Raw genomic sequence first — 22541 nt, 5'->3', positions numbered from 1 at the left:
CCTCAGGGGGTCAGGAGCGCGCCGGCGCGGCGTTGCCAGGAGATGACGGCGGTGCGGGTGCGGCCGGCGAGGTTCGCCGTCGCCGGGACCGGGCCGGGTGCGGCGAGGCGCGGGTCGTAGGGGAGTCGCAGCAGCATGGGGGCGGGGATCGCCGTCGTCGGGACAGCGGGACCCGGCCCGTTCACCTGGGAGAGCACGACGGCGATGCCCGCCAAGGCTTCCTCGCCGAGCTCGGAGGCGGTGCTGAGGAAGGTGGCGGCGTCCGCCACGCCCAGCGGCGTCGCGGGTGCCGCCACGGCCACCGCGCAACCGCCGGCCTCGAGCAGGGCGGCCGCGCTCTCGGGGGTGTGCGGGCCGGCGTCCCAGATCGCGAGGTCACCGTTGAGCGCGGGCACCTCGTCGTCACCGACGCGGTCGAGCAGCCGCGCGCTCGGGCGGGCGTAGAGCATCGGCGAGCCGTGCGGGTGCTGCCGCAGCCCGGCGAACGCGAGCGCGGCGACCGTGGTGGTGCCCACCCCGCCGGCGGTCCCGACGACCGCGAGCGTCTTCACGACCCACCCTCACGGGCAGCGGCAGCCGCCTCGGCGGGCGTCGGCTCCGGCGTGTTGGCGATCTGGATGATGTGGGGGCGCTCGCCGCGACGCAGGAACCGGCCACGGCCGGGCGGCATCCGCTCGGCGTACACGCGCGGCGCGATCTGGCCCTCGCTGCGCTCGCCGGACATCACCAGCAGCGAGCCCCCGGTGTCGCGGAGCACCTGCAGGAACATCTCGTACATCGCGCGCCCCGAGCCCGCGACCGGGCGGGTCAGCACCAGGTGCAGGTCGAGGTCACGCGCGTTCGGCAGGTGCGGCAGCAGCGGTGCCAGCGGGTCGGTGCCACCGGCGCCCACGATGTCGTAGTCGTCGATCAGCAGCACGATCCGAGGTGACTGCGCCCGGGCCTTCGGGTCGAGCCCCGGTCGCTTCTCGAGCTCGCTCGCGATCGTCGTGCACAGCCCGCGCGCCTGCGCCGCGTTGCGGGCGTGCGCGGCCAGGTACTCGTCGCCGATGATGCCGGGGACCCGGCCACGCGGGTCGATGACCGCGATCGCCAGCTCCTCGTGCGTGAAGCGCTCCATGAGCCCGACGGCGATCGTGCGCAGCAGGGTCGACTTGCCCGACTTGGTGTCACCGAAGGCGAGCAGGTGCTGGTCCTCGCCGTGGAAGTCCCACACCGCCGTCTCCATCGTGTCCTGACGCAGCCCGAGCGGGACCACGTCGGGCTCCTCGAACGCCGGCGGGAGGTCGGCGGGCGACAGGGTGAGCGGCAGCAGCCGGATCGGGGCCGCGGAGGGGCCGCTCCACGACTCCGCGGTGCGCGTGGCGAGCTCCTCGAGCTCCTCGGCCACCTCGTCGTCGGGGACGACGTCGAGCACCGGCAGCGCCACCTGGGCGATCTGCTTGTTGTCGAGCAGCACCCGCCCGGGCCGGTCCGCGGTCAGCAGCGCCGCCAGCTTCCTGTCGATGCTCGAGTCGGCAGGCTCGTTCAGCCGCAGCTCGATGCGGGTGCCGAACAGGGCCTGGTGCGCCATCCTGAGCTCGTTCCAGCGCGTGAGCCCGAGCACGAGGTGGATGCCGAAGCTCGAGGCCCGCATCATGATCTCGACGAACTGGTCCTCGAGCTCCTCGAAGTCTTGCCGGATCGCGCCGTAGCCATCGACCAGCAGCACGATGTCGGCGGCCGGTAGCTCGGGCACCCGGCCGGCGGCGTGCATCGACCGCAGCTGCGCCATCGAGTCGATGCCGCGGTCGCGGAAGACGATCTCGCGCATCGCGAGCATGCCGGCGAGCTCCTCGAGCAGCCGCCGCAGCCGGTCCCGGTTGGACCGGGTCGCGACGCCACCCACGTGCGGGAAGCCCTCGATGCGCTGCAGACCACCGGTCGTGAGGTCCATGCCGTAGATGGCCACCTCACGCGGTGTGTAGCTGAGCGAGAGCGACGCCGCGATCGTGCGCAGCATCGTGCTGCGCCCGGTCTGGGGCGCGCCGACGATCGTGGCGTGGCCGCCTGCCCGCGTGAGGTCGAGCAGCCACGGGTCCTGGGCCTGGTGCTCGGGGTCGTCGACCAGCCCCATCGCGAACGTCAGCGCGGTGTCGCGGGCGGTGGCCCGGTCGACGACCGAGCCGAGCGCCAGCCGCTCGGGCAGCGGCGGCAGCCACACCGGCCGCACCGCGCGATCGTCGTCGCGTGTGCGCTCCACGGCCGCCTCGACCACGGTCAGCGAGGTGTCCGGTCTCGTCAGCGGTGCGAGCGCAGGGCTCTGGTCGCCGCGGTCGCGCTTGATCCCGTTGTACAGGGGCAGCAGCATCGGCTGCGGCGAGCTGTCCTCCTCCTGGATGGCCGGTCGGTTCCGGACCACCGGCCCGGAGACGAACCCGGCGCGGAAGCGCGTGTACACGCTGGTGTCGACCTTGAGATAGCCGTAGCCGGGCAGCGCCGGCAGGTGGAACGCGTCGGGCGTGTTCAGCACGACCTGCGACTCCGACTCCGAGAACGTGCGCAGCCCCAGCCGGTAGGACAGGTAGGTGTCGAGCCCGCGGAGCTTGCCACCCTCGATGCGCTGGCTGGACAGCAGCAGGTGGACGCCGATCGACCGGCCGATGCGCCCGATCTGCAGGAACAGGTCGATGAAGTCGGGCTCCGCCGTCAGCAGCTCGCCGAACTCGTCGATGACCACGAACAGGTGCGGCAGCACCGGCAGGTCGGGGTTCTCCTCGCGCAGCTCGCGGTAGTGCGTGATCGACGGCGCCGAACCGGCCTGCTTGAGCAGCTGCTGGCGCCGCACCACCTCGCCCTGGATCGAGGATCGTGCGCGCGTGGTGAGCTGCGGGTCGTCGGCGAGGTTGTCGATGAGGCCGGCCAGGTGCGGCAGCCCCTCGAACGGCGCGAACGCCGCACCGCCCTTGTAGTCGACAAGGATCATCGATAGATCCTCGGGCGGGTGGCTGAGCGCGAGCGAGAGGATCAGCGTGCGCAGCATCTCGGACTTGCCGGAGCCGGTGGCACCGATGCAGATGCCGTGCGGTCCCATGCCGAGCTGGGCGCTCTCCTTGATGTCGAGCAGCACGGGGTTTCCGAGATCGTCGATGCCGAACGGCACGCGCAGGAAATCCGCGGGCGAGCGCGGCTTCCAGAGGTCCTCGGGATCGAAGTCGGTCGGGTCCGAGAGGCCGAGGAGGTCCTCGATCTCGAGCGTCGCGTCACCCTGCTCGTCGCGCGAGGCGATCAGGGTCACGCGCAGCGCGGCCATCGCTCGCGCCGTCGCGGCGAACTCGGGCCCGTCGACGGCGTCGGGCCGCATCGTGACCTCGACAGCCTCCCGGGTACCCGGTGCGGTGCTCATCCTGGCGAGCGTCGGGCGGGCGTCCGCATCGTCGCCGTCGGCAGGTTCCTCGAGCGTGATCCTGACGTCCACGTCGCCCGGCTCGTGCAGACGGTCCGAGAGCAGGTGGATCACCGTGATGCCGAGCTCGCGCAGCGGCACGTTGCTGCCGATCGGCAGCGAGGAAGCGATCTGGCCGTGGTCGTCGGCCACGATCACCATGTGCGGCGGCTGGTTGCGTTGCTGGCCCGCGCGCCGCGTGCTGTTCGCGGCCTGGACGCGGTCGGTGAACGTCTGGCCCAGCACTCGGCCGAGGCCCTCGACGCTCGGGGCGATCCGGCGCGCGGGCACCGGCCCGTCGAAGAGCTCGGGCTCCTGCGTGTGGGGCAGCAGGTCCGCGCCCGCCCAGTCGGAGGCGTGCTCCGGCGGGAAGGCCAGCGCGATGCCCACGTCGTCGGGTGCGTGCAGGGCTGCGACCTGCAGCAGCATCGCCCTGATCAGTGCGGCACCGCGCTCGCGGTCACCGATCACGGCGACCACACCCGCCTGCCGCAGGCCGACCGACATCGGCATCGACTCCACCTGCGAGCACGACTCCGCGATCAGCCTGGCCTCGGCGAGCAGGATCGGGTCGTGCGGCTGCACGGGCGATTCCGGGTCGGGCACACGGACCTCGAACCACGGCATCGTGCCGAGCCCGGCGCGCACGTCGAGGAAGTCGACGTCGCGGCGCCGGCGCTCCCAGAGCCGCTTGGGGTCACGGATCATCGACATCAGCGCGCTCGGCTGCGGGTGCAGCACACCGGCGGCGTGGCGGATCCCGGCGGTGCGGGCGGCGAACTCGCCGCGCACCCGCTCGAGGTAGTCGAGGTAGAGCTCGCGCTTCTGGGCTTCCTGCTTGCGTGCCCTGCCGCGTGAGCTGAGCGCGAACCCGATGCCGCCGACGATCGCGACCACGAACACGAGCGCGGCGATCACCAGGAACAGGGGCTGTCCACGCCTGAGCACGACCATCATCAGCACCGAGGTGCAGGCCCCCATGACCGGGAGCAGCATCTGCATCGGCATGCCGCCGGTGTCCTCGCCGAGCGGCGGGGGAGCGGCGATCGTGTCGGGGTCGGGGTGCTCGAGCGGCAGGGTCTCCCGCGTGGGGCGGTGGACGGTCTTCATCGTCATGACGCCGTCACCTCCTCGGTGGTGTGCTCGCGTGCGGTCTGGGTGCGGCGGGCGGCAGCCGCGGACACGAGCCCGGCCGCGAGCCGGATGGCCGCCAGGTTGGTGCGGTCGCGGAGCTTGGTGCTGGGGACCGGCCGGGCCGCGCCGTGCGCACGATCACGGGGGAACCGCACCACGGGGATCGGGAACGCGCGGACCGCCGCGGAGACACCCCAGGGCACCCGGCCGCGGGTCGGCAGCAGCACCCCGACGGCCGGCACCGCGGCCGCGTATGCCGCCGAGGCCAGGTCGACGGCGTGCTGCAGCGAGACCCGGTCGGGGGTCATCGCGATCGCGAGCACCGAGCTCGCCGCGACCACGTGACCGAGCGCCGCGACGTCACGCACGCCCCAGTCCGTGACGACGAAGTCGAAGAAGCGGCTCGACGGCGCGACCGCCTCCCACCACCGCGTGTCGTCGGTCTGTGTCTGACGGGTGAGGTCGATACCGTACAGCCCGGACGGTGCGCAGGCCAGCCCGTCGAGGGCCTCCGCCGCGCTCCCGGCCGAGGCGCGGCGACCATCCTGCTCCATCGTGGTGGCCGCCTCGCTCAGCAGGCCGGCGTGCCACAGCAGCGAGCGTGGCGCGCCCGAGGCGTTGACCGCAAGCACGCGGCCGCTCCGGCGCCGTGCGAGCACGCTCGCGGCCAGGCCCGCGGCGGTGGAGCAGCCGACGCCGCCCGCGGTGCCGACGAACCCGACACGGGTCGACAGCGCGAGCGGCCGGCGGACCTCGTCGTCGAGTCGGCGCAGCTCGTTGATCCGACGCGGCCGTGCGGCAGCGACCAGCCCCCAGGCACCCCTCATGACGTGAACCGTGCCACCAGGTCGGCGAAGATGCCCAGCAGCCAGAGCAGCAGCGGCACCAGCGAGATCACCGCGAGCATCTCCAGCAGCCCCGCGAGGCGGCGCAGGCGCGCCCTGTTGTTCTCGGACAGGTGCACCCCCACGAGCACCGTGAGCACCACGATGACACCGATCGCAGCCAGGGTCGCCGAACCCGGTGACATCAGGCTTGTGAACGCCAGCGTGACCAGCGGCACCACGCCGCCGGCGATCAGTGCGAGCCGCTGCGGCGCGAGCGGCAGGACCTGCGTGCGCATGAGGAGGATGACGGCGACGGCGGCGCAGATCCCCTGGCCGGCCGCCTCGCCGCTGGTCGCGAGCATCCAGGCGCTCAGCGACGTGGGCAGCACGATCGCGACGGTGGCCCAGGTCAGCGCGCGGTGGGTGCCGTCGACAGCGCGCTCCACGGCCGGGCGCGAGACCCGCTCGCCCTCGACCACGCGGTCGTCGAGGCCGGTGAGCCCGCTCGCGGTCATTGCGATCCCGGGCAGCAGGCCGAGCAGCGCGACGCCGGCGATCGCCATCCAGGCGGCGACGTGCACCGTCTGCATGCCCGCCTGGTGCATGAGGATCCACGCAGCGGTCAGTACCAGGGCCGTCCCGCCACCGACGGCGACCGGGACGTCCTTGAAGCCGATCGCGGCGACCACACCGATGACCAGGCCTGCCAGGCCGAACCAGACCAGCGCGGTCGCACCCGGGTGCGCGAGGCTCGTCTGCACGAGCGCGAACCCCGTGACCACGGCCAGGCCACCGACCACAGCGGCGGTGAGAACGACAGCAGGAGCGTGGTGACGCCGTCGGGCAGCCAGCACGGCGAGCACCACGAGCACGAGCAGTCCGATCCCGACCTGGGAGATCGAGTACCCGTTGAGGATGGCGGCCGGCCCCACGAGGTACCCGGCGAGCGCGGCGACGGCCGCAGCCGCAGCGGTACCCCAGAACGGGCGCCAGGCGTCGGCACGGTTCTCGGCGGCCTCGCCCATGAGGTCGGTGACGTCGGCGACCTCGGGCGGCGGCGGCGCCTCGTCGACACGGACCAGCCGCAGCAGGGTGCCGTGCTCGACCTCCTGCTCGGCGAGGGTCAGCGCGGGTGAGAGCTGCTCGCCCACGCTCGTCATCAGCACGACGGGGCGCGAGGAGCGGTCGGTGGTCTCGTCCAGGAGGGACAGGACCTCCGGCAGCACGGCCGCGATCGGCTCGTCGTCGGGCAGCACGAGATCGGCCTTGCGGCCCTCGCCCTGGATCGTGACCCGGGTGTACTCGGTCACTGCTCATCCCTCACAGGGTTCAGGGTGACCGGGTCGATCGTGACGCCGGTCTTGGGGTCGGTGTAGTAGCCAGTGGCCGGGTCGTAGAACCAGTCCAGGCGTGGGTCGATCGTGTTGCCGTCGGGGTCGGTCGCCAGCATGGTCTCCGGGTCGATGATGAAGCCGGTCTGCGGGTCGATCCACTCGCCGGTCTCGGAGTCCACGAGGAAGCCGGTCTCCTCGTCGAGCGTGCGGGTCGCTGTCTCCGGGAGCGGGTTGGAGGAGAGCTGCGACTGGAACGCGGCCACGGCCTGGTCCTCCTTCTGGCGAAGCAGCAGGTCCATGACGAACCCGTATCCCACGCACACGCCGCAGATGACGGCGGCGAGCACCACAGAGCCGATCAGCCGCTTGATGTTGGTGTTGACGCTGCGACGGCGCCCGAGCGCGCCGTGCGAGAGGGCCGACGACAGGCGCGCACGGTGCGTCTTCGTCGTCTGGATGATGATCTTGTCCTGCTCCATCAGCGTCCCCCTCCTGCGGTGGCCGGCTGCCGGGCGGCGGACCCGATCGTGGCGATGCGGTCGCCGAACTCGAGCGTCGCGCCCAGCCGCACGACCGTGCGCACGTGGGCCGCGAGCGGTTCCAGCTCACCGCCGTCCTCGGCCACGGCCGTGCCGTTCATCGAACCTAGGTCGGTGACCCAGAGCATGCCGCCCTGCGGCTCGAGCAGCGCGTGGCTCTTGGACACCGTGCGGGTGAGGTCCGGCAGCTGGAGCAGGTGCGAGGATCCCTCGATCTGCGCCGGGTTGCGGCCGATCACGGTCGGCCCGACCAGGCTGAACGCCATGCCGTTGTCGAGCGTGAGGACGACGGGCGCGTCGAGTGCGCGCGAGGCTGTGAGCCGCCACTGGTCGCCCTGGTTCGGTGCGAGCTCGCCGGTGCTCGGGGTGAGCCTGACCGGGTCGCGCCCACCGCGGATGTCCATGGTGCGGGTGCGCGCGAGCCCGGCGATCGTGGCGGGCAGGCCGGTCGCGGGATCCACCGTGCGCGTCCCGAGGATGCGGTGCCCGATCGTGCGACCCGAGCGCAGCAGATCGATCAGCACCACGGCGAGGACGATGAGGCCGGCGAGGACCGCGAGAACCGTGGGCACCACCTCGAGGAGCGAGCCGACCAGGAAACCTGCGGCCGCCCCGAGAAGGATCGCGACGCCGTCGAGCGCTGCCCAGAGCCCGGAGGCGGGCCTGGTGCCCGCGAGCACGAGGTCGCGGGGCAGCGGTCGCCGATCAGCGAGCACGGCCCGGCTGGGGCCGGGCGGCTCGGTGAGCTGACGGTAGGCGTGCACGCAGCTGCTCCAAGGATCGGCGGGACATGGCGACGGTAGCGCCTCGACGCGGTCCCCATCATGCCTGTGTCCACAGATGGGGAGGACTCCCCTGGCAGCGCCCCGTGATGTCCCTTAGTGTCGACGCAACGAGCTCATCGTGCCTGGGAGGGACAAGAACAATGAACATGAAGTTCTCGATGGAAGCCGACGTGCTGTCGGTCCTCGGCAAGAAGACCGTCACCGAGTCGGAGGACCTCGGCGCGCTGGTCCGCCAGCTGTACACCGCAGCCGAGGCGCTGGAGGGCACGTTCAACGGGCCGGGCAAGGCGGCGTTCAACCGCTTCAAGAGCCGGGTCGACGACATCAGCACCACGCTGAACAACTCGCTCGTCTCGATCACCGGGTCGATCGCCGGCCAGCACACGACGTTCGTGAACGCTGCCGACGACTCGGCGACCGTGCACACCAGCGGCGAGGGCGCTGCCGACTTCGCCGGCGCAGACACCTCGCGCTTCAGCGGCGGCGCGAGCGCTGTCTGATCCGGCACCCCGACCACTGACTGACGAACGGAGCATCACATGTACGGCAACCGCCAGGAGCGCAACGACTACGACGTCGCCTCGTCGCAGACCGCTCAGGAGAACTTCAACACGATCGCCGGCCAGCTCGAGGCCGTCCTCAACCGCCGCGAGACCGATGTCCGCAACGCCATGGCCGCCTACCAGGCCGACGGCGTCTCGGACCAGTACGCCGGGGTCGAGGCCCAGTGGAACACGGCAGGTATCGAGATCCGCGGGATCATCACCGCGCTGAGGTCCTCGCTGGAGCAGAACGACGAGATCGCGATCGCCGCGCTCAACCGCGCTGCGTCGCTGATCCCCGGAGCCTGACCCGCACCACGGCACAGCCGGGCGCTCGCTGACGGCGCCGTCGGACCCGACGAGGGTCAGGCGGCGCCGTTGCCGTTCCTGCATCCGAAGGACGCATACATACCCAGTGATGGGTAGGACTACGCTGAGGACACATGACCTCGCACCGTGAAGCTCTCGACGCCCTTGCCCGTGCGCGACAGACCTCCAGCCTCAACCCGCCGACCGCGCAGGACCAGCCCAACGAGGTGCCGCCGCCGCGGCACCGTGTCATCGTCGACACGGACGCGGCCAACGAGTGCGACGACCAGTTCGCGATCGTGCACGCCCTGCTCTCGCCCACGCTCGACGTGCGGGGGGTGGTGGCAGCGCACTTCGGGCTGCGCCGCAGCACCACGAGCATGGCGGACAGCCGCGCCGAGATCGACCGGCTGCTCGCCCTGCTCGGCGACACCACCACGCGCGCTGCCGACGGCGCGGCGACCTGGATCCCCGACGAGCGGACCCCGATCGAGTGCGAGGGTGCACGGCTGATCATCGAGGAGTCGTTCGCCGAGGACAGCCCGCTGTCGGTCCTGGTGCTCGGGCCGCTGAGCACGGTCGCCTCGGCGCTGCTGCTCGAGCCGCGTCTCGTGGAGCGTGGCCTCACGGTGATCTGGATCGGCGGGGGCCCCTACGACGGTCTGCTCGGGCGCACCGGGGGTGAGGCCGGGATCGAGTTCAACCTGTCCAACGACATCGCGGCGGCCAACGTGGTGCTCAGCTCCGGCCTCCGGGTGATCCAGGTGCCGGAGACGACCTATCGGATGTGCTCGGTGGGCTACCACGAGCTCGAGGAGAAGATCGGTGGGGCCGGCGAGCTCGGCGCCTATCTCGTGCGCCAGATGATCGAGTGGAACGCGCGCTGGAACCGCTCGGCCATCGAGCGCCGCTCGCTGGGCGACTCGCCCGCCGTGGGGCTGGTGCTCAACGGGAGCGGCGGCGTCATCCGCCGGCGCCCGGCGCCGCGGTTCGCCGCGGATGGCTCGCTCACCGAGGGCGCGGCCGGCTGCACCGTCGATGTGGTCGAGACGTTCGACATGCGCTACCTGTTCGAGGACATGTTCGCGAAGATCAGGGCCTTCGCCACCACTGCCTGACCGCGGCTGGTCACGAGTCGGTGACGGCGGCAGGCGTCCTGCAACGATCTGGCAACGCATGTCTATTCAATACCGACAGGACTTGACTCACGCAGGGTCCGTGCCTACGATCCCGCTTGCAACGATTCAATGTTGCCTGTCAAGGAGGACCCATGTCCCGAACGTCTCGCTTCATGCGCAGCCGCCTCGCCCCCGCCGTCGCGGGAGCTGCAGCGCTCGCACTCATCGTCACCGCCTGCGGCCCCGCCGGCGGTGACTCGGACGACTCGACCGGCGGCGACGCCGACGGTGGCGCGACCGAGTTCAGCTTCCTCACCATCACCGAGAACCCCCAGATCAGCGAAGAGCTGACCCGGCTCTCGGAGGGCGCGTGCGCCGACGCCAACGCCGCGCTCCCGCTGACCATCGAGTCGATCCCGCAGGCCGAGGTCAACAACCGCGTGCCGCTGCTGGCCAGCCAGGACGCGCTCCCGGTCATGTTCATCTCGCCCACCACGGAGTCCAAGGTCGGTGGCGACATGTACGAGTCGGGCAAGCTGCTCGACCTCGAGGCCACCTTCGACGAGCTCGGGATCATGGAGAACGTGCTTCCCGCCGCCGCCGAGACCGTGAAGACGATCTACGGCTCGATGGTCTCGGTCCCGTTCCAGTACAACATCGAGGGCTTCTGGTACAACAAGGAGGTCTTCGCGGCGAACGGCATCGAGGTGCCGACGACGTGGGCCGACTTCAAGGAGGCCGCCGCGACTCTCGACGCAGCGGGCCTGCAGCCGCTGACCGCCGCCGGCACCCAGGGCTGGACCATCACGCGCTACCTGAGCAGCTACCTCGCCCGGTCGCAGGGCGTCGACGCGCTCCAGAACGTGGTCGCCGGCGACGCCGGGTTCGCCGACCCCGAGTACCTCGAGGCGATCCAGGAGGTCGCCTCCCTCGGTGAGGCGGGCTACTTCGGCGAAGGCCTCACCTCGCGCGACTCCGACACCATGACCTCGCAGTTCTTCGCGGGCAACGTGGGCATGATGTACAACGGCTCGTGGACGCTCTCCTCGGTCTATGACGAGGGTCAGAACCCGCTCGGCCCCGACGCGTTCGGCTTCTTCCCGTTCCCCGAGGTCGAGGGTGGCTCCGGCAGCATCGCCGACTACCCGGCCAACACCGGCACCGTGACCGCGCTGTCCGCCGACCTGTACAACGACAAGGTCGGTGACTGGCTGGTCTGCATCTCCGAGAACTACGGCAGCAGCCTGATGGAGAACCAGGGCGCGATCTCTGGCTTCGCCCAGAACACCGAGGTCGAGACCCCGGAGCTCGTGAGCGACATCGTGGGCCAGATGGAGGGCGCCACCGGCGCGGTCATCTGGTTCGAGGCCCCGTTCGGCGCCCGTTTCGGTGACGCGGCCGGCACCAACGCCGGTCCGCTCCTCGACGGCGGCATCTCGCCCGAGGACTACGCCTCGCTCCTCGACGAGGCCATCGCAGCCGACGGCTGATCGCGTTGCTGCGGTGCGGGCGCCCCGGTGCCCGCACCGCAGCACGCCGTACCGCAACGATCCACGGCCGCGCCACCGGGCGCGATGACATGACCACGAGGAGGGCCGGCTATGCGGAGCGTCCTGGGCGACAGGAAGACGATCATTCTTCTGCTCGCACCCGCGCTGCTGTTCTACACCGCGATCAAGGTCGTGCCGATCTTCTGGTCGCTCGGGCTGACGTTCTTCGAGGGGAACGTGCTGCGCGGGTTCACCCCGGCCGGCTTCGCGAACTTCACCCGCCTGATCGGGGACAGCAACTTCTGGGAGTCGCTGACCTTCTCCTTCAGGTACGCGGCCGTTGCGACCGTGCTCCAGGTGAGCGCTGGATACCTGCTGGCGCTGCTGTACGTGTTCGCGCTGAAGCGGTCATCGGTGATCGTGCGGACGATCTGTTTCTTCCCGGTCATCCTGCCGACGGTGGCGGTCGCGCAGCTGTTCAAGCGGCTCTTCGCGATCAACCCGCAGCCCGGCCCCGTCAACGCGCTGATCGAGTTCTTCGGCGGTCAGAGCATCGACTGGCTCGGCGACGCCACCACGGCGTTCTGGGTGTTCATGATCATGGACGTGTGGAAGTCGATGGGCTTCTTCGCGGTGCTGCTGTTCGCGGGCCTGGTCGACATCCCCGAGGAGCTGATCGAGTCGGCGCGGATCGACGGCGCCAACGGGCTACGCCTGGTGCGGCACATGATCATCCCGCTGTCGCTGCCGGTGCTGCTCGCGGCCGTGGTGTTCGCGATCAACTCGACGTTCAAGGTGTTCGACTCGGTCATCGCCCTGACGAACGGTGGCCCGGGCAACGACACGACACCGCTGACCCTCTACATGTTCCGGACCACCTTCACCTACAACGAGTATGGCTACGGCTCCACGCTCGCGCTGGCTCTCACGGTGGTGGCGTTCCTCATCACGATCCTCGTGTTCCGCTCCTCGCGGCGCGACATCACGGCCTCGGGAGGTGCGAAGAAGTGACCGCTGCAACCGCACCGGTGGTGCGCCGCCGCCGTCGATCCTCTCGGGTGACCCCGGGCAAGATCATCATCTGGGTGCTGACGGCGCTGCTGATCTTCGTGATGGCCGCACCGATGGTCTGGCTGCTGATCAGCTCCTTCAAGACCCAGAACGAGTTCCTGACGGGCGGCATCTTCGATCTGCCCGCGCAGTGGCAGTGGAACAACTACTTCGAGGCATGGGTCACCGGCAACTTCGCGACCAACGTGCGCAACTCGGTGATCGCGACCCTGCCCTCGCTGTTCCTGCTGCTGCTGATCGGTGTGGCCGCCGGTTTCGTGCTCGAGGTGATGGTGTGGAAGGGGCGCAACACCACCCTGCTGCTGTTCCTGGCCGGCATCATGGTGCCCGGCCAGATGCTGCTGGTGCCGCTGTTCATCTCGTACTTCCGGCTCGGCCTGACCGAGACCTACTGGCCCTTCATCCTCACCTACACGGCGATGGGCCTGCCGCTGACCGTGTTCATGATGGCGGCCTACTTCCGCTCGGTCCCGCGCGAGGTCTTCGAGGCCGCCACGATCGACGGCGCCAGCATGCTGCGCTCCTTCTGGGCCATCGGCATCCCGATGGTCTCCAACGCGATCGTGACGCTCGGCCTCGTCCAGTTCTTCTCGATCTGGAACGACCTGCTGGTCGCGCTCACGTTCGTGACCAACCCCGACCTGGCGACGATCCAGGTCGGCCTGCTGAACTTCTCGGGTGAGTACGGTGCCACCAACTACGGGCCGCTGTTCGCAGCGATCTGCCTCAACGTGTTCGGCACGCTGATCGTGTTCCTCATGCTCAGCAAGAAGATCATGGCCGGCATGGCCTCGGGAGCGATCAAGGGATGATAGAGATGACAGGTCCTGCCGGATGGCCGACCGCCCCGGTCACGATCGGGACCTCCGGGCTCGGCGAGCTCGGGCCCGACGGCGATCCGAGCCAGCCCCCGACGCGCGCCGAGGTGGACCTCGCCGTCGGTATGCTCACGAGCCCTCACGGGCTCGTCGACACCTCGAACATGTACGCGCGCGGTCGCAGCGAGGCCGCGCTGGGTGCCGCGATCGGTGAGCTCGGCGGCGTGCCCGAGGGCACGCTGGTGCTGTCGAAGGCCGATCGCGACCTCGAGACCGGTGCCTTCGACCGCGACCGCGTGTGGCGCTCCTTCGAGGAGTCGACCGCCCGGCTCGGCCTGGACCGGCTGCCGCTGTACCAGCTGCACGACCCCTACACGGTCACGTTCGAGCAGGCGATGGCTTCGGGCGGCGCGGTGCAGGGGCTGACCGAGCTTCGCGAGCAAGGGCTGATCGACCTCGTAGGGGTGGCGGCCGGCCCCAGCGACCTCCTCGCGCGCTACGTGCGCACGGGTGTCTTCGACGTGCTGCTCAGCCACAACAGGTACACGCTGGTCGACTCCTCGGCAGGGCCGCTCATGCAGGAGGCGGCGGAGCGCGGGCTCACCGTCCTCAACGCCGCACCCTTCGGCGGCGGGCTGCTGGCGAACGGCTCCACCAACACCACGCGGTACGGTTACCGCGCCGCGCCGCCGGAGCTGCTCACCTGGGTGAGCCGGCTCCGCGAGCTCTGCGCCGAGCACGGCGTGAGCACGGGCGCCGCAGCGCTGCGATTCTCGATGCGCAGCCCCGCCGTGCGCAGCACGGTCGTCGGCATCAGCAGCCTCGCGAGGCTCGCCGAGCTGGACCAGCTGCTCGCCGAGCAGGTCCCGCCGCAGCTGTGGGACGACGTCGCGGAGCTGGGTACGCCGCCCTCGACCTTGACCGACTGACCCCGACCAGAGCAGCTGATGACCGACGCGATCCAGACCACCGTTCCTTCCCACGGGCTGCGGACCCCCCGCAGCCAGGGCGCCCGGCACAGCCGGAGGTCGGTGAGCCTGTCCGGCACCTGGCGGTTCCGGCTGAGCCCCACCGCGCAGGGCACCGGGCCGCTGCCCGGGGCCGACACCGCAGAGTGGGACGAGATCGAGGTGCCCGGGCACTGGGTGCTGCAGGGATACGGCGACCCGCTGTACACGAACACCGCCTACCCGTTCCCGATCGACCCGCCCCGAGTGCCCGACGAGAACCCCACCGGCGACTACGTGCGCACCTTCGTGCTGCCGCACGGGTGGCGGCGCGAGGGCGCCACGCTGCTGTTCCAGGGCGCCGACTCGGCGGCGAGGGTCTGGCTCAACGGCACCGAGATCGGGTGGTGGACCGGCAGCCGGCTGCCCGCCGAGCTCGACGTGGGCGAGCTGCTCCGCGAGGGCGAGAACACGCTCGCCGTGCGGGTCTACCGGTTCTCGGCCGGCAGCTATCTCGAGGACCAGGACATGTGGTGGCTGCCGGGGCTGTTCCGGGACGTGCTGCTCCTCGAGGGCCGGGCGATCGACGACATCCACGTGCATGCGGACTACGACCACACCACCGGCGAGGGCATCCTGCGCGTCGACGTGACGGGCCCCGGTGGCGGTCCGCTCGAGGCGAGCATCGACCTGCCTGGGCTAGGACTGCGGGAGCTGCCCGCCGCCGTCGAGCACCGGATCGCGGACGTGGCGCCCTGGAGCGCCGAGAGCCCCACGCTCTACGACCTCACCGTCCGCGCGGCGGGCGAGGAGGCCGAGCAGCGGATCGGGTTCCGCACGGTCTCGATCACGGACGGCGTCCTGCAGGTGAACGGCACCCCCATCCGCATGCGGGGGGTCAACCGGCACGAGCAGCACTGGGAGCGCGGTCGTTCCCTGACCTACGACGACATGCTGACCGACGTGCTGATGATGAAGCGGCACAACCTCAACGCGGTGCGGACCGCGCACTACCCGCCGCACCCCGACTTCCTCGCGCTGTGCGACACCTACGGCCTGTGGGTGGTCGAAGAGGGCGACATCGAGACCCATGGCTTCATCTACGACGGCTGGGAGCGCAACCCGCCCGCCGACGAGGCGTGGACGCCGGCGCTGATCGAGCGCACGGCCCGCATGGTCGAGCGCGACAAGAACCACCCGAGCATCATCATCTGGTCCCTCGCGAACGAGAGCGAGGGTGGTGTCGGCTTCGACGCGATCGAGGCGTGGGTCCGTGACCGCGACCCGTCACGCCCGATCCACTACGAGCGCGACCGGACCTACCACAACAGCGACTTCTACAGCGTGATGTACCCCTCCCTGCAGGAGGTCGCCGCGATCGGGCGCCGCGAGGAGGAGACGCCCGAGGCACTGGCTGAGAACCCCGAGGGTGAGAGCCGCCGTCGAGCACTGCCGTTCCTGCTGTGCGAGTTCGCGCACGCGCAGGGGAACGGGCCCGGCTCGCTCGCCGACTACGAGGAGATCTTCGCCTCCTCCGACCGCTTCTGCGGCGCGTTCGTGTGGGAGTGGATCGACCACGGCTACCGCGCCACCACCGAGGCGGGCGAGACCTATGTGCGCCACGGCGGTGACATCGACTACCAGCCCAACGGGCAGCGGTACTGCCACGACGGTCTGCTGTTCGCCGATCGCACGCCCTCGCCGGGGCTCGCCCAGTACGCCAAGGTCAACGAGCCGGTGCGGATCGTGGTGAGCGGCCGCGCTGTCACCGTGACCAGCCGCTACCAGGTCCGCGACACGGCGAGCCTGGCGTACGGATGGGTGCTGGAGCGTGACGGGATCGAGGTCGCACGCGGTGACCTCGACGTGCCCGTGCTCGCACCGGGCGAGTCGGCGGAGGTCCCGCTCGCGCTGCCGGGGGAGTCCGGCGGCGTCGGCGAGGCATGGCTCACCGTCTCCGCCGCCGTGCGCGAGGACACCGCGTGGGCGCCGGCCGGGCACGTGGTCGCGTGGGGCCAGGGCCTGCTCGACGGCGGCGCCCCCCGCCATGTCAGCCCCGCCCAGGCTGGGGGCGTGGACCAGCGCGGTGAGACGGTCGCCGTCGGTCCGCTCGTGCTCGACGCCCGCACCGGTGCGGTGCGCGCGCTCGGCGAGCTGCCGCTGACCGACCTGCAGCTCGACGTCTGGCGCGCGCCGACCGAGAACGACCACGGGCAGGGTGCGCTCAACAACACCGCGAAGATGTGGCGTGCTGTCGGGCTCGACAGGATGCTGCACCGTGTCGACGGGCTCGACATCGACGCCGGTTCGGTCACGGTCCGCGGTCGCACGGCTCCGGCCACGCAGCCGTTCGGGCTCGTCACGGCCTTCACGTGGTCGCCGGTCGACGAACGGTCGGTGCGCCTCACCGTCGACATCACTCCGGACGGGCCGTGGCACGACACCCCGTACGGGCACCATCGCGTGGTGCTGCCGCGACTGGGAGTGCGGCTCGCGCTGCCGGCGTCGCTGGAGTCGCTGACCTGGTTCGGGCTCGGGCCCGGAGAGGCGTACGCCGACAGCCGCGAGGCCGCCCGCGTGGGCCGGTGGTCGCTGCCGATCGACTCCCTCGGCGTCAGCTACCCGCACCCGCAGGAGAACGGCAACAGGCACCGGGTGCGATGGGCCGCGCTCGCGGGCACCGGTACCCCGGGTCTGCGCGTCGACGCCGATGGCCCGATCGACGTGACCGTGCGCCGCTGCACCAACCACGATCTCGACAGGGCGAGCAAGCCGTACGAGATCCCACGTCGTGAGGCGACCTACCTGCACCTCGACCACGCGCTGCGCGGGCTCGGCAGCTCCTCGGTGGGGCCGGCGCTGCCGGAGCAGTACGAGATCCCGATCGAGTCGACCCGGTATGCCGTGGTCCTCACGGTCACCGACTGACCGTGGCGGACTCGAAGGTGTGATGTTTGCCAGGACGCGCTACGATGGTGCAAGCCAATTCGATATGGAATATACATGCACACGTTGATCGAGAACACGACTGGACCGATGGGGGGCACCATGCTGACCGCTGACCTCGACCAGGTCGCCCGCTGGCAGCAGGAGCGGGGGAGGATCGCGGCCGCGGACGAGCCGGAGCAGGCTCGGCTGATCCACGAGGCCGCGCAGCGGCTGCGCCGGTCGGTGGTACGCACCATCGACTCCGCCCGGGCCGGCCACATCGGGGGCGATCTCTCGGTCTCCGACATCCTCGCCACGCTCTACCTCGCTGTCCTCGACATCGACCCGGCCGACCCGAGCCGCCCGGACCGGGACCGCTTCATCATGTCCAAGGGCCACTGTGCGGCCGCGCTCTACTCGGCGCTCGCCCAGTCCGGCTACTTCCCGACCGCGGAGCTGAGCACCTTCATGGCGCCGTTCTCGGCGCTCAACGGGCACCCGAATCGCAACAAGGTCCCCGGCGTCGAGACCAACACCGGGCCGCTGGGGCACGGGCTGCCGGTCGCGGTCGGCCAGGCGATCGGGCTGCGCCTGCAGGGCAGGAGCAACCGGGTCTTCGTGGTCACCGGCGACGGCGAGATGCAGGAAGGCTCCAACTGGGAGGCGATCATGTCGGCCGCCCACTACCGCCTCGCCAACCTCACCCTCGTGGTCGATCGCAACCGGCTGCAGCAGGGCGCCCGCACCGAGGACACCAACGCGCTGGACCCGCTGCCGGAGCGGCTCGCCGCGTTCGGGTGCGAGGTCCGCGAGATCGACGGTCACGACGTCACGCAGCTGCTGACGGCCTTCGCGCCGTCGACGAGCGGCCGGCCGGTCGCCGTCGTCGCCAACACCATCAAGGGCAAGGGGGTCTCGTTCATGGAGGACCGAGTCGAGTGGCACCACAAGGTGCCCACGGCCGAGCAGGTCACCGCCGCGCTCACCGAGCTGGGGGAGAGCGCGTAGTGCGTGTCGACGAGCCCACCGCGACCGGGTACGACAACCGGACCGCCTTCGCCGAGGAGCTGGCTGCGCTCGCACGTGCCGACGATCGCATCGTCGCCGTCTGCAACGACTCCGTCGGATCCTCCAACCTCGGGGCCTTCCGAGAGGAGTTCCCCGATCGCCTCATCAACGTGGGGATCGCCGAGCAGAACATGGTCGGCGTCGGGGCCGGTCTCGCCTCGACAGGGCTGATCCCGTTCGTCTGCGGCGCCGGCCCCTTCATCACCGGCCGCTCCACCGAGCAGGTCAAGGCCGACGTCGCGTACTCGCAGCATCCCGTGATCCTGTGCGGCATGAGCCCCGGCATGGCGTACGGCGAGCTCGGCCCGACCCACCACTCTGTCGAGGACCTCTCGTGGATGCGTGCGCTGCCCGGGCTGGACCTGATCGTGCCCGCCGACCGGCAGCAGACCCGCCAGGCGATGCGGGCGCTGGTGGCGGAGCCGCGCCCCACGTACATGCGGATCGGCCGCCACAAGGTTCCGGACGTCACGAACGAGGGCGACACGCTGGTCCGCGGCCGGATCGATGTCGCGGTGCCCGGCGACGACGTCGCGATCATCGCGACCGGGACCCTCGTCTCACGAGCTCTGCTCGCGTCTCGGCAGCTCGCGGAGGCCGGCCTCTCGGCGCGTGTGCTCAACGCGGCCTGGATCTCCCCGCTCGACGAGGCGACGATCCTCGACGCCGCCCGCAGCACCCGCGCGGTGGTCGTGGCGGAGGAGGCGAACACCGCCGGTGGGCTGGGGGCAGCGGTCGCGCAGCTCGTGGCCGGGCAGGGGATCGGTGTCCGGGTGGTCTCGCTCGGGCTCACCGAGTTCGCCCCCACCGGCAGCAACGACCTGCTGCTCGAGCACTTCGGCCTCACCTCTGACAACATCGTCCGCGTGGCAACCAACGCGCTCGAGGCACGCGGAGCATGAGAATCCCACGCCCGGAGCTGTGGGGGTGGCGATGAACAGATCGGCGCAGGAGGCGGGCGGCCCGTTGGTCGTCGCGATCGACCAGGGCACGAGCTCCACCAAGGTCGCGTGCGTCGACGCCGCCGGCCGGGTCGTCAACGAGGCCGGCGTCGCGATCGGGCAGCAGCACCCGCGGCCGGGCTGGGTGGAGCAGGACGCCGTCGAGATCCTCGACAGCGTCCGGGCCGCGGTGCGGCGCGCGAGCGCCGGGCTCGAGGACCGGGTCGTCGCGCTCGGGCTGAGCAGCCAGCGTGAGTCCGCGCTCGTGTGGGACCGCGCCACCGGCCGACCGGTCGGACCGATGCTGGGCTGGCAGGACCGGCGTACCAGTGACGCGGTGGCCGCGGTGGCGGCTCCGCAGGCGGAGCGCGTGCGTGCGATCACCGGGCTGCCGCTGGACCCGATGTTCTCCGCGGTCAAGATCGCGTGGCTGCTCGACCAGGTCGACCCGGATCGCAGCCGCTCACGGCGGGGCGAGCTCGCTGTCGGCACGGTCGACTCCTGGCTCCTGTTCGCCCTCACGGGCGAGCATCGGATCGAGACCGGGAACGCCTCGCGCACCCAGCTCCTCGACATCGGCACCGGGGCCTGGTCGCCCGAGCTGCTCGACCTCTTCGGCATCCCCGAGGCCGTGCTGCCGCAGGTGCGGGCCTCCGATGAGGTCAGCAAGCCTGCGGCGGACCTGCACGGGCTGCGCTTCCACGCCGTCCTCGGCGACTCCCACGCCGCCCTGTACGGGCACGGCGTGCGCAACCCGGGAGAGGTCAAGGTGACCTACGGCACCGGTTCCTCGGTGATGGGGTTGTCGAACGACGGCGTGGTCCCCGCCGGGCTGGTCGGCACGATCGCCTGGCAGGTCGGGGGCGGCGCTCCGCAGCGCGCGATCGAGGGCAACATCCTGTCGACGGGCGCCACCATGGCGTGGCTGTCGCGGCTGCTCGGCCGCGAGGTCGCGGAGCTGACCGCGCTGGCCCGGACGGCACCGGTGGAGCACGGCGTGGTGCTCGTGCCGGCCGTCGCGGGTCTGGGCGCGCCGTACTGGGACGCCGGTGCGCGGGCCGTGCTGCACGGGTTCGACCTCGGCACGGACGCGGCCGTGCTCGCGCGCGCGGGTGTCGAGTCGATCGTGCACCAGGTCGAGGACGTGCTCGCCGCCGCCGACGCCGGAGCACCGATCGGAGTGGTGCGAGCCGACGGCGCGCCCGCCGGCGACGACACCCTCATGCAGCTGCAGGCCGACACCTCCCGTCGTGACGTGGTGCGGCCCGCCGCGTCTGCGTTGTCGGCTCTCGGGGCCGCCGAGCTGGCGGCCGTTGCCGCGGGCCTGCCGTTCTCGCGAGACCCGCGTGCGAGCGTGTTCGCACCCGCGGGCGACCCTGCACGGACCACCGCTTCCCGCGCAGCCTGGCGCCACGCCGTCAGGCTCGCACGAACCACCCAGGCACGAGACGAAGGAGAGCAGTGATGGCACAGCGCTACGGAGCAGGGATCTGGCACTTCGCCACCTACGTCGACCGGTACGCCACCGACGGGTACGGCGACCCGATGACGATCCTCGACGCGATCGCGCTCGCCGGCACCGTGCGCGACCTGTCGGTCGTCGACCTCAACTACCCGTTCTGGGGCGGCGAGTTCAGCAACGAGCAGGTCGCCGAGTCCCTCCAGAAGGCCGGCCTCGAGGTCATCGGCATCACGCCCGAGATCTACACGCGGACCTTCATGAAGGGTTCCTTCACCAACCCCGACCCCGGTGTGCGCCGGCTGACCCACGAGCTGGTCACCGAGGCTGCCGACGTGGTGCGTGCGTTCGGGGCCGACTACGTGAAGCTGTGGCCGGGGCAGGATGGCTGGGACTACCCGTTCCAGGTGGACCACGGCGCCCTCTGGAAGGCATCGCTCGACGGCGTCGGGCAGCTCGCCTCCGAGAACCCCGACCTGAAGTTCGTCATCGAGTACAAGCCGCGTGAGCCTCGCGTGCACATGAGCTTCGACTCGGTCTCCCGCACGCTGCTCGGCATCGAGAAGATCGGGCTGCCGAACGTGGGCATCCTGCTCGACTTCGGGCACGCGCTCTTCGGCGGCGAGTCGCCCGCCGACTCGGCCCAGCTCGCGATCGACTACGGCCGCCTGTTCGGCATGGACGTCAACGACAACATGCGCGGCTGGGACGACGACATGGTCGCGGGCACCGTGCACCCGATCGAGCTGTTCGAGTTCTTCTACACGCTGCGCAAGAACAGCTGGGAGGGTGTCTGGCAGCTCGACCAGTTCCCGTTCCGCGAGGACTCGGTGGCCGCTGCCGATCACGCGATCGACTTCCTCAAGGCGGTCGAGCGCGGCCTCGACGAGCTCGACGTCGAGGGCGTGCGTGCAGCGCAGGAGCGCCACGACGCCCTCGGTGCGCTCGCCCTCGTGCAGCGCGCCCTGTTCAAGGGCTACGGCTCGGACTCATGAGCGCCGGCTCCGCGATCTTCGCCGGGCACTTCGCCGGCAGGCGGGTGGTGGTGACGGGCGCGGCGCGGGGCATCGGTCTCGGCATCGCGCAGGCGTTCGCCTCGTGCGGTGCCGCCGTGCTGCTGCTCGACCGCGACCCGGGCGTCGCCGAGGCGGCCACGGAGCTGGTGAGTCAGGGGCTCGAGGCGAGCGCCGCCGTCGTCGATCTCACTGACGACGCCGAGGTGAAGGCGGTGTTCGCGGGGGTGCGCGAGCGCTGGGGTGCGCTCGACGTGCTGGTCAACAACGCGGGCATCATCACGATCTCCGAGATCGAGAACCTCAGCACGGCGGACTTCGCCCGGGTGCTGGCCGTCAACACGACGGCCGCGTTCGCCGCGACCCGGGAGGCGGTGCCGCTGCTGCGCGCTGCCGGGGGTGGCAGCGTGCTGAACGCGAGCTCGGGGCAGGGCCGCCAGGGCTTCATCTACACGCCGCACTACGCGGCCTCGAAGATGGGCGTGATCGGGATGTCGCAGTCGCTGGCGAAGGAGCTGGCGCCCGACGGCATCCGTGTGAACTGCTACTGCCCGGGCATCGTCGAGACCGAGATGTGGGCCTACAACGACAGCGAGTGGGGGCGCCGGCTCGGCGACTACCGGCCAGGAGAGCTGATCGCGGAGTGGATCGCGGACATCCCGCTGAAGCGGCCCGCCGCCGTGGCCGACGTGGCCAACCTGCTGCTGTTCCTGGCCTCCGACGCGGGTAGCTACATCACCGGCCAGGCGATCAACGTCGATGGCGGCATGTTCATGAGCTGAGCGCCGCCGCGC

At 71.0% G+C, this 22541-nt stretch carries 19 protein-coding genes; 13 read left to right on the top strand and 6 right to left on the bottom strand.

The genetic code is table 11. The annotated features are described in order from the left end of the window. Window positions 1-2 precede the first annotated feature (2 nt). Genes GPA03_RS16150 through GPA03_RS16125 form a run of 6 tightly spaced genes read right to left on the bottom strand, consistent with a single transcriptional unit; the run spans window position 3 to window position 8022 of the window. A complete protein-coding gene (locus GPA03_RS16150; RefSeq protein WP_156253064.1) occupies window positions 3-551 on the bottom strand; it encodes a hypothetical protein in 549 nt (182 codons plus the stop codon). Then, window positions 548-4540: a type VII secretion protein EccCa gene (eccCa, locus tag GPA03_RS16145; protein WP_156253063.1), complete on the bottom strand. Its 3993-nt coding sequence runs from the start codon at window positions 4538-4540 to the stop codon at window positions 548-550. Before eccCa ends, GPA03_RS16150 begins: the two co-directional genes overlap by 4 nt. Then, window positions 4537-5385 carry a hypothetical protein gene (locus GPA03_RS16140; protein WP_156253062.1) on the bottom strand — a complete coding sequence of 283 codons (849 nt, stop codon included), beginning with the start codon at window positions 5383-5385 and terminating at the stop codon, window positions 4537-4539. Before GPA03_RS16140 ends, eccCa begins: the two co-directional genes overlap by 4 nt. Then, window positions 5382-6695, bottom strand: coding sequence for an EsaB/YukD family protein (locus GPA03_RS16135; protein WP_156253061.1), 1314 nt, complete (start codon window positions 6693-6695; stop codon window positions 5382-5384). The genes GPA03_RS16140 and GPA03_RS16135 overlap by 4 nt, the downstream gene beginning before the upstream one ends. Continuing rightward, window positions 6692-7198, bottom strand: a complete 507-nt coding sequence (locus tag GPA03_RS16130) for a hypothetical protein (RefSeq protein ID WP_156253060.1) — start codon at window positions 7196-7198, stop codon at window positions 6692-6694. The genes GPA03_RS16135 and GPA03_RS16130 overlap by 4 nt, the downstream gene beginning before the upstream one ends. Then, window positions 7198-8022 carry an FHA domain-containing protein gene (locus GPA03_RS16125; protein WP_156253059.1) on the bottom strand — a complete coding sequence of 275 codons (825 nt, stop codon included), beginning with the start codon at window positions 8020-8022 and terminating at the stop codon, window positions 7198-7200. The genes GPA03_RS16130 and GPA03_RS16125 overlap by 1 nt, the downstream gene beginning before the upstream one ends. 167 nt (window positions 8023-8189) lie before the next feature. On the opposite strand from GPA03_RS16125, the gene GPA03_RS16120 reads away from it, so the two are divergent. From GPA03_RS16120 to GPA03_RS16060, 13 genes are all read left to right on the top strand, one after another. Then, complete coding sequence (locus GPA03_RS16120) at window positions 8190-8543, top strand: hypothetical protein (RefSeq protein ID WP_206673601.1); 354 nt, start codon at window positions 8190-8192, stop codon at window positions 8541-8543. Between the two features lie 39 nt (window positions 8544-8582). After that, on the top strand, window positions 8583-8894 hold the full coding sequence (locus GPA03_RS16115) for a hypothetical protein (protein ID WP_156253057.1): 312 nt from the start codon (window positions 8583-8585) through the stop codon (window positions 8892-8894). 134 nt (window positions 8895-9028) lie between these two features. Further along, window positions 9029-10012: a nucleoside hydrolase gene (locus GPA03_RS16110; RefSeq protein ID WP_156253056.1), complete on the top strand. Its 984-nt coding sequence runs from the start codon at window positions 9029-9031 to the stop codon at window positions 10010-10012. A gap of 152 nt (window positions 10013-10164) precedes the next feature. Next, the gene (locus GPA03_RS16105; RefSeq protein WP_156253055.1) at window positions 10165-11502 is read left to right on the top strand and encodes an ABC transporter substrate-binding protein; all 1338 of its coding nucleotides are present in this window, start codon (window positions 10165-10167) and stop codon (window positions 11500-11502) included. Between the two features lie 111 nt (window positions 11503-11613). Continuing rightward, window positions 11614-12513 carry a carbohydrate ABC transporter permease gene (locus GPA03_RS16100; protein ID WP_156253054.1) on the top strand — a complete coding sequence of 300 codons (900 nt, stop codon included), beginning with the start codon at window positions 11614-11616 and terminating at the stop codon, window positions 12511-12513. Further along, window positions 12510-13385, top strand: coding sequence for a carbohydrate ABC transporter permease (locus GPA03_RS16095; protein WP_241681342.1), 876 nt, complete (start codon window positions 12510-12512; stop codon window positions 13383-13385). The genes GPA03_RS16100 and GPA03_RS16095 overlap by 4 nt, the downstream gene beginning before the upstream one ends. A 5-nt stretch (window positions 13386-13390) precedes the next feature. After that, the gene (locus tag GPA03_RS16090; protein WP_156253053.1) at window positions 13391-14320 is read left to right on the top strand and encodes an aldo/keto reductase; all 930 of its coding nucleotides are present in this window, start codon (window positions 13391-13393) and stop codon (window positions 14318-14320) included. A gap of 18 nt (window positions 14321-14338) precedes the next feature. Beyond that, window positions 14339-17266: a glycoside hydrolase family 2 TIM barrel-domain containing protein gene (locus GPA03_RS16085; RefSeq protein WP_156253052.1), complete on the top strand. Its 2928-nt coding sequence runs from the start codon at window positions 14339-14341 to the stop codon at window positions 17264-17266. Between the two features lie 75 nt (window positions 17267-17341). Beyond that, on the top strand, window positions 17342-18274 hold the full coding sequence (locus tag GPA03_RS16080) for a transketolase (RefSeq protein WP_206673600.1): 933 nt from the start codon (window positions 17342-17344) through the stop codon (window positions 18272-18274). Next, window positions 18274-19236: a transketolase family protein gene (locus tag GPA03_RS16075; protein WP_156253051.1), complete on the top strand. Its 963-nt coding sequence runs from the start codon at window positions 18274-18276 to the stop codon at window positions 19234-19236. Before GPA03_RS16080 ends, GPA03_RS16075 begins: the two co-directional genes overlap by 1 nt. A gap of 31 nt (window positions 19237-19267) precedes the next feature. Continuing rightward, window positions 19268-20740: an FGGY family carbohydrate kinase gene (locus tag GPA03_RS16070; RefSeq protein WP_156253237.1), complete on the top strand. Its 1473-nt coding sequence runs from the start codon at window positions 19268-19270 to the stop codon at window positions 20738-20740. Beyond that, the gene (locus GPA03_RS16065; RefSeq protein ID WP_156253050.1) at window positions 20740-21729 is read left to right on the top strand and encodes a sugar phosphate isomerase/epimerase family protein; all 990 of its coding nucleotides are present in this window, start codon (window positions 20740-20742) and stop codon (window positions 21727-21729) included. Before GPA03_RS16070 ends, GPA03_RS16065 begins: the two co-directional genes overlap by 1 nt. Next, entirely contained in the window at window positions 21726-22529 is an 804-nt protein-coding gene (locus GPA03_RS16060) for an SDR family NAD(P)-dependent oxidoreductase (RefSeq protein ID WP_156253049.1), read from the top strand. Before GPA03_RS16065 ends, GPA03_RS16060 begins: the two co-directional genes overlap by 4 nt. The last annotated feature ends 12 nt before the right edge of the window (window positions 22530-22541 follow it).

The sequence above is a fragment of the Pseudactinotalea terrae genome (genome assembly GCF_009733845.1).
GTDB lineage: Bacteria > Actinomycetota > Actinomycetes > Actinomycetales > Beutenbergiaceae > Pseudactinotalea > Pseudactinotalea terrae.
The sequence above is the reverse complement of the archived record's forward strand: the minus strand, read 5'-3'. Positions and strand labels throughout refer to the sequence as shown.

What these genes read in the sequence shown, in the direction of transcription:
- eccCa (WP_156253063.1), bottom strand. Translation starts at nt 4,540, where the DNA reads ATGACGATGAAGACCGTCCACCGCCCCACGCGGGAGACCCTGCCGCTC.
- GPA03_RS16140 (WP_156253062.1), bottom strand. Translation starts at nt 5,385, where the DNA reads ATGAGGGGTGCCTGGGGGCTGGTCGCTGCCGCACGGCCGCGTCGGATC.
- GPA03_RS16130 (WP_156253060.1), bottom strand. Translation starts at nt 7,198, where the DNA reads ATGGAGCAGGACAAGATCATCATCCAGACGACGAAGACGCACCGTGCG.
- GPA03_RS16120 (WP_206673601.1), top strand. Translation starts at nt 8,190, where the DNA reads ATGAAGTTCTCGATGGAAGCCGACGTGCTGTCGGTCCTCGGCAAGAAG.
- GPA03_RS16115 (WP_156253057.1), top strand. Translation starts at nt 8,583, where the DNA reads ATGTACGGCAACCGCCAGGAGCGCAACGACTACGACGTCGCCTCGTCG.
- GPA03_RS16110 (WP_156253056.1), top strand. Translation starts at nt 9,029, where the DNA reads ATGACCTCGCACCGTGAAGCTCTCGACGCCCTTGCCCGTGCGCGACAG.
- GPA03_RS16105 (WP_156253055.1), top strand. Translation starts at nt 10,165, where the DNA reads ATGTCCCGAACGTCTCGCTTCATGCGCAGCCGCCTCGCCCCCGCCGTC.
- GPA03_RS16100 (WP_156253054.1), top strand. Translation starts at nt 11,614, where the DNA reads ATGCGGAGCGTCCTGGGCGACAGGAAGACGATCATTCTTCTGCTCGCA.
- GPA03_RS16090 (WP_156253053.1), top strand. Translation starts at nt 13,391, where the DNA reads ATGACAGGTCCTGCCGGATGGCCGACCGCCCCGGTCACGATCGGGACC.
- GPA03_RS16085 (WP_156253052.1), top strand. Translation starts at nt 14,339, where the DNA reads ATGACCGACGCGATCCAGACCACCGTTCCTTCCCACGGGCTGCGGACC.
- GPA03_RS16080 (WP_206673600.1), top strand. Translation starts at nt 17,342, where the DNA reads ATGCACACGTTGATCGAGAACACGACTGGACCGATGGGGGGCACCATG.
- GPA03_RS16070 (WP_156253237.1), top strand. Translation starts at nt 19,268, where the DNA reads ATGAACAGATCGGCGCAGGAGGCGGGCGGCCCGTTGGTCGTCGCGATC.
- GPA03_RS16065 (WP_156253050.1), top strand. Translation starts at nt 20,740, where the DNA reads ATGGCACAGCGCTACGGAGCAGGGATCTGGCACTTCGCCACCTACGTC.
- GPA03_RS16060 (WP_156253049.1), top strand. Translation starts at nt 21,726, where the DNA reads ATGAGCGCCGGCTCCGCGATCTTCGCCGGGCACTTCGCCGGCAGGCGG.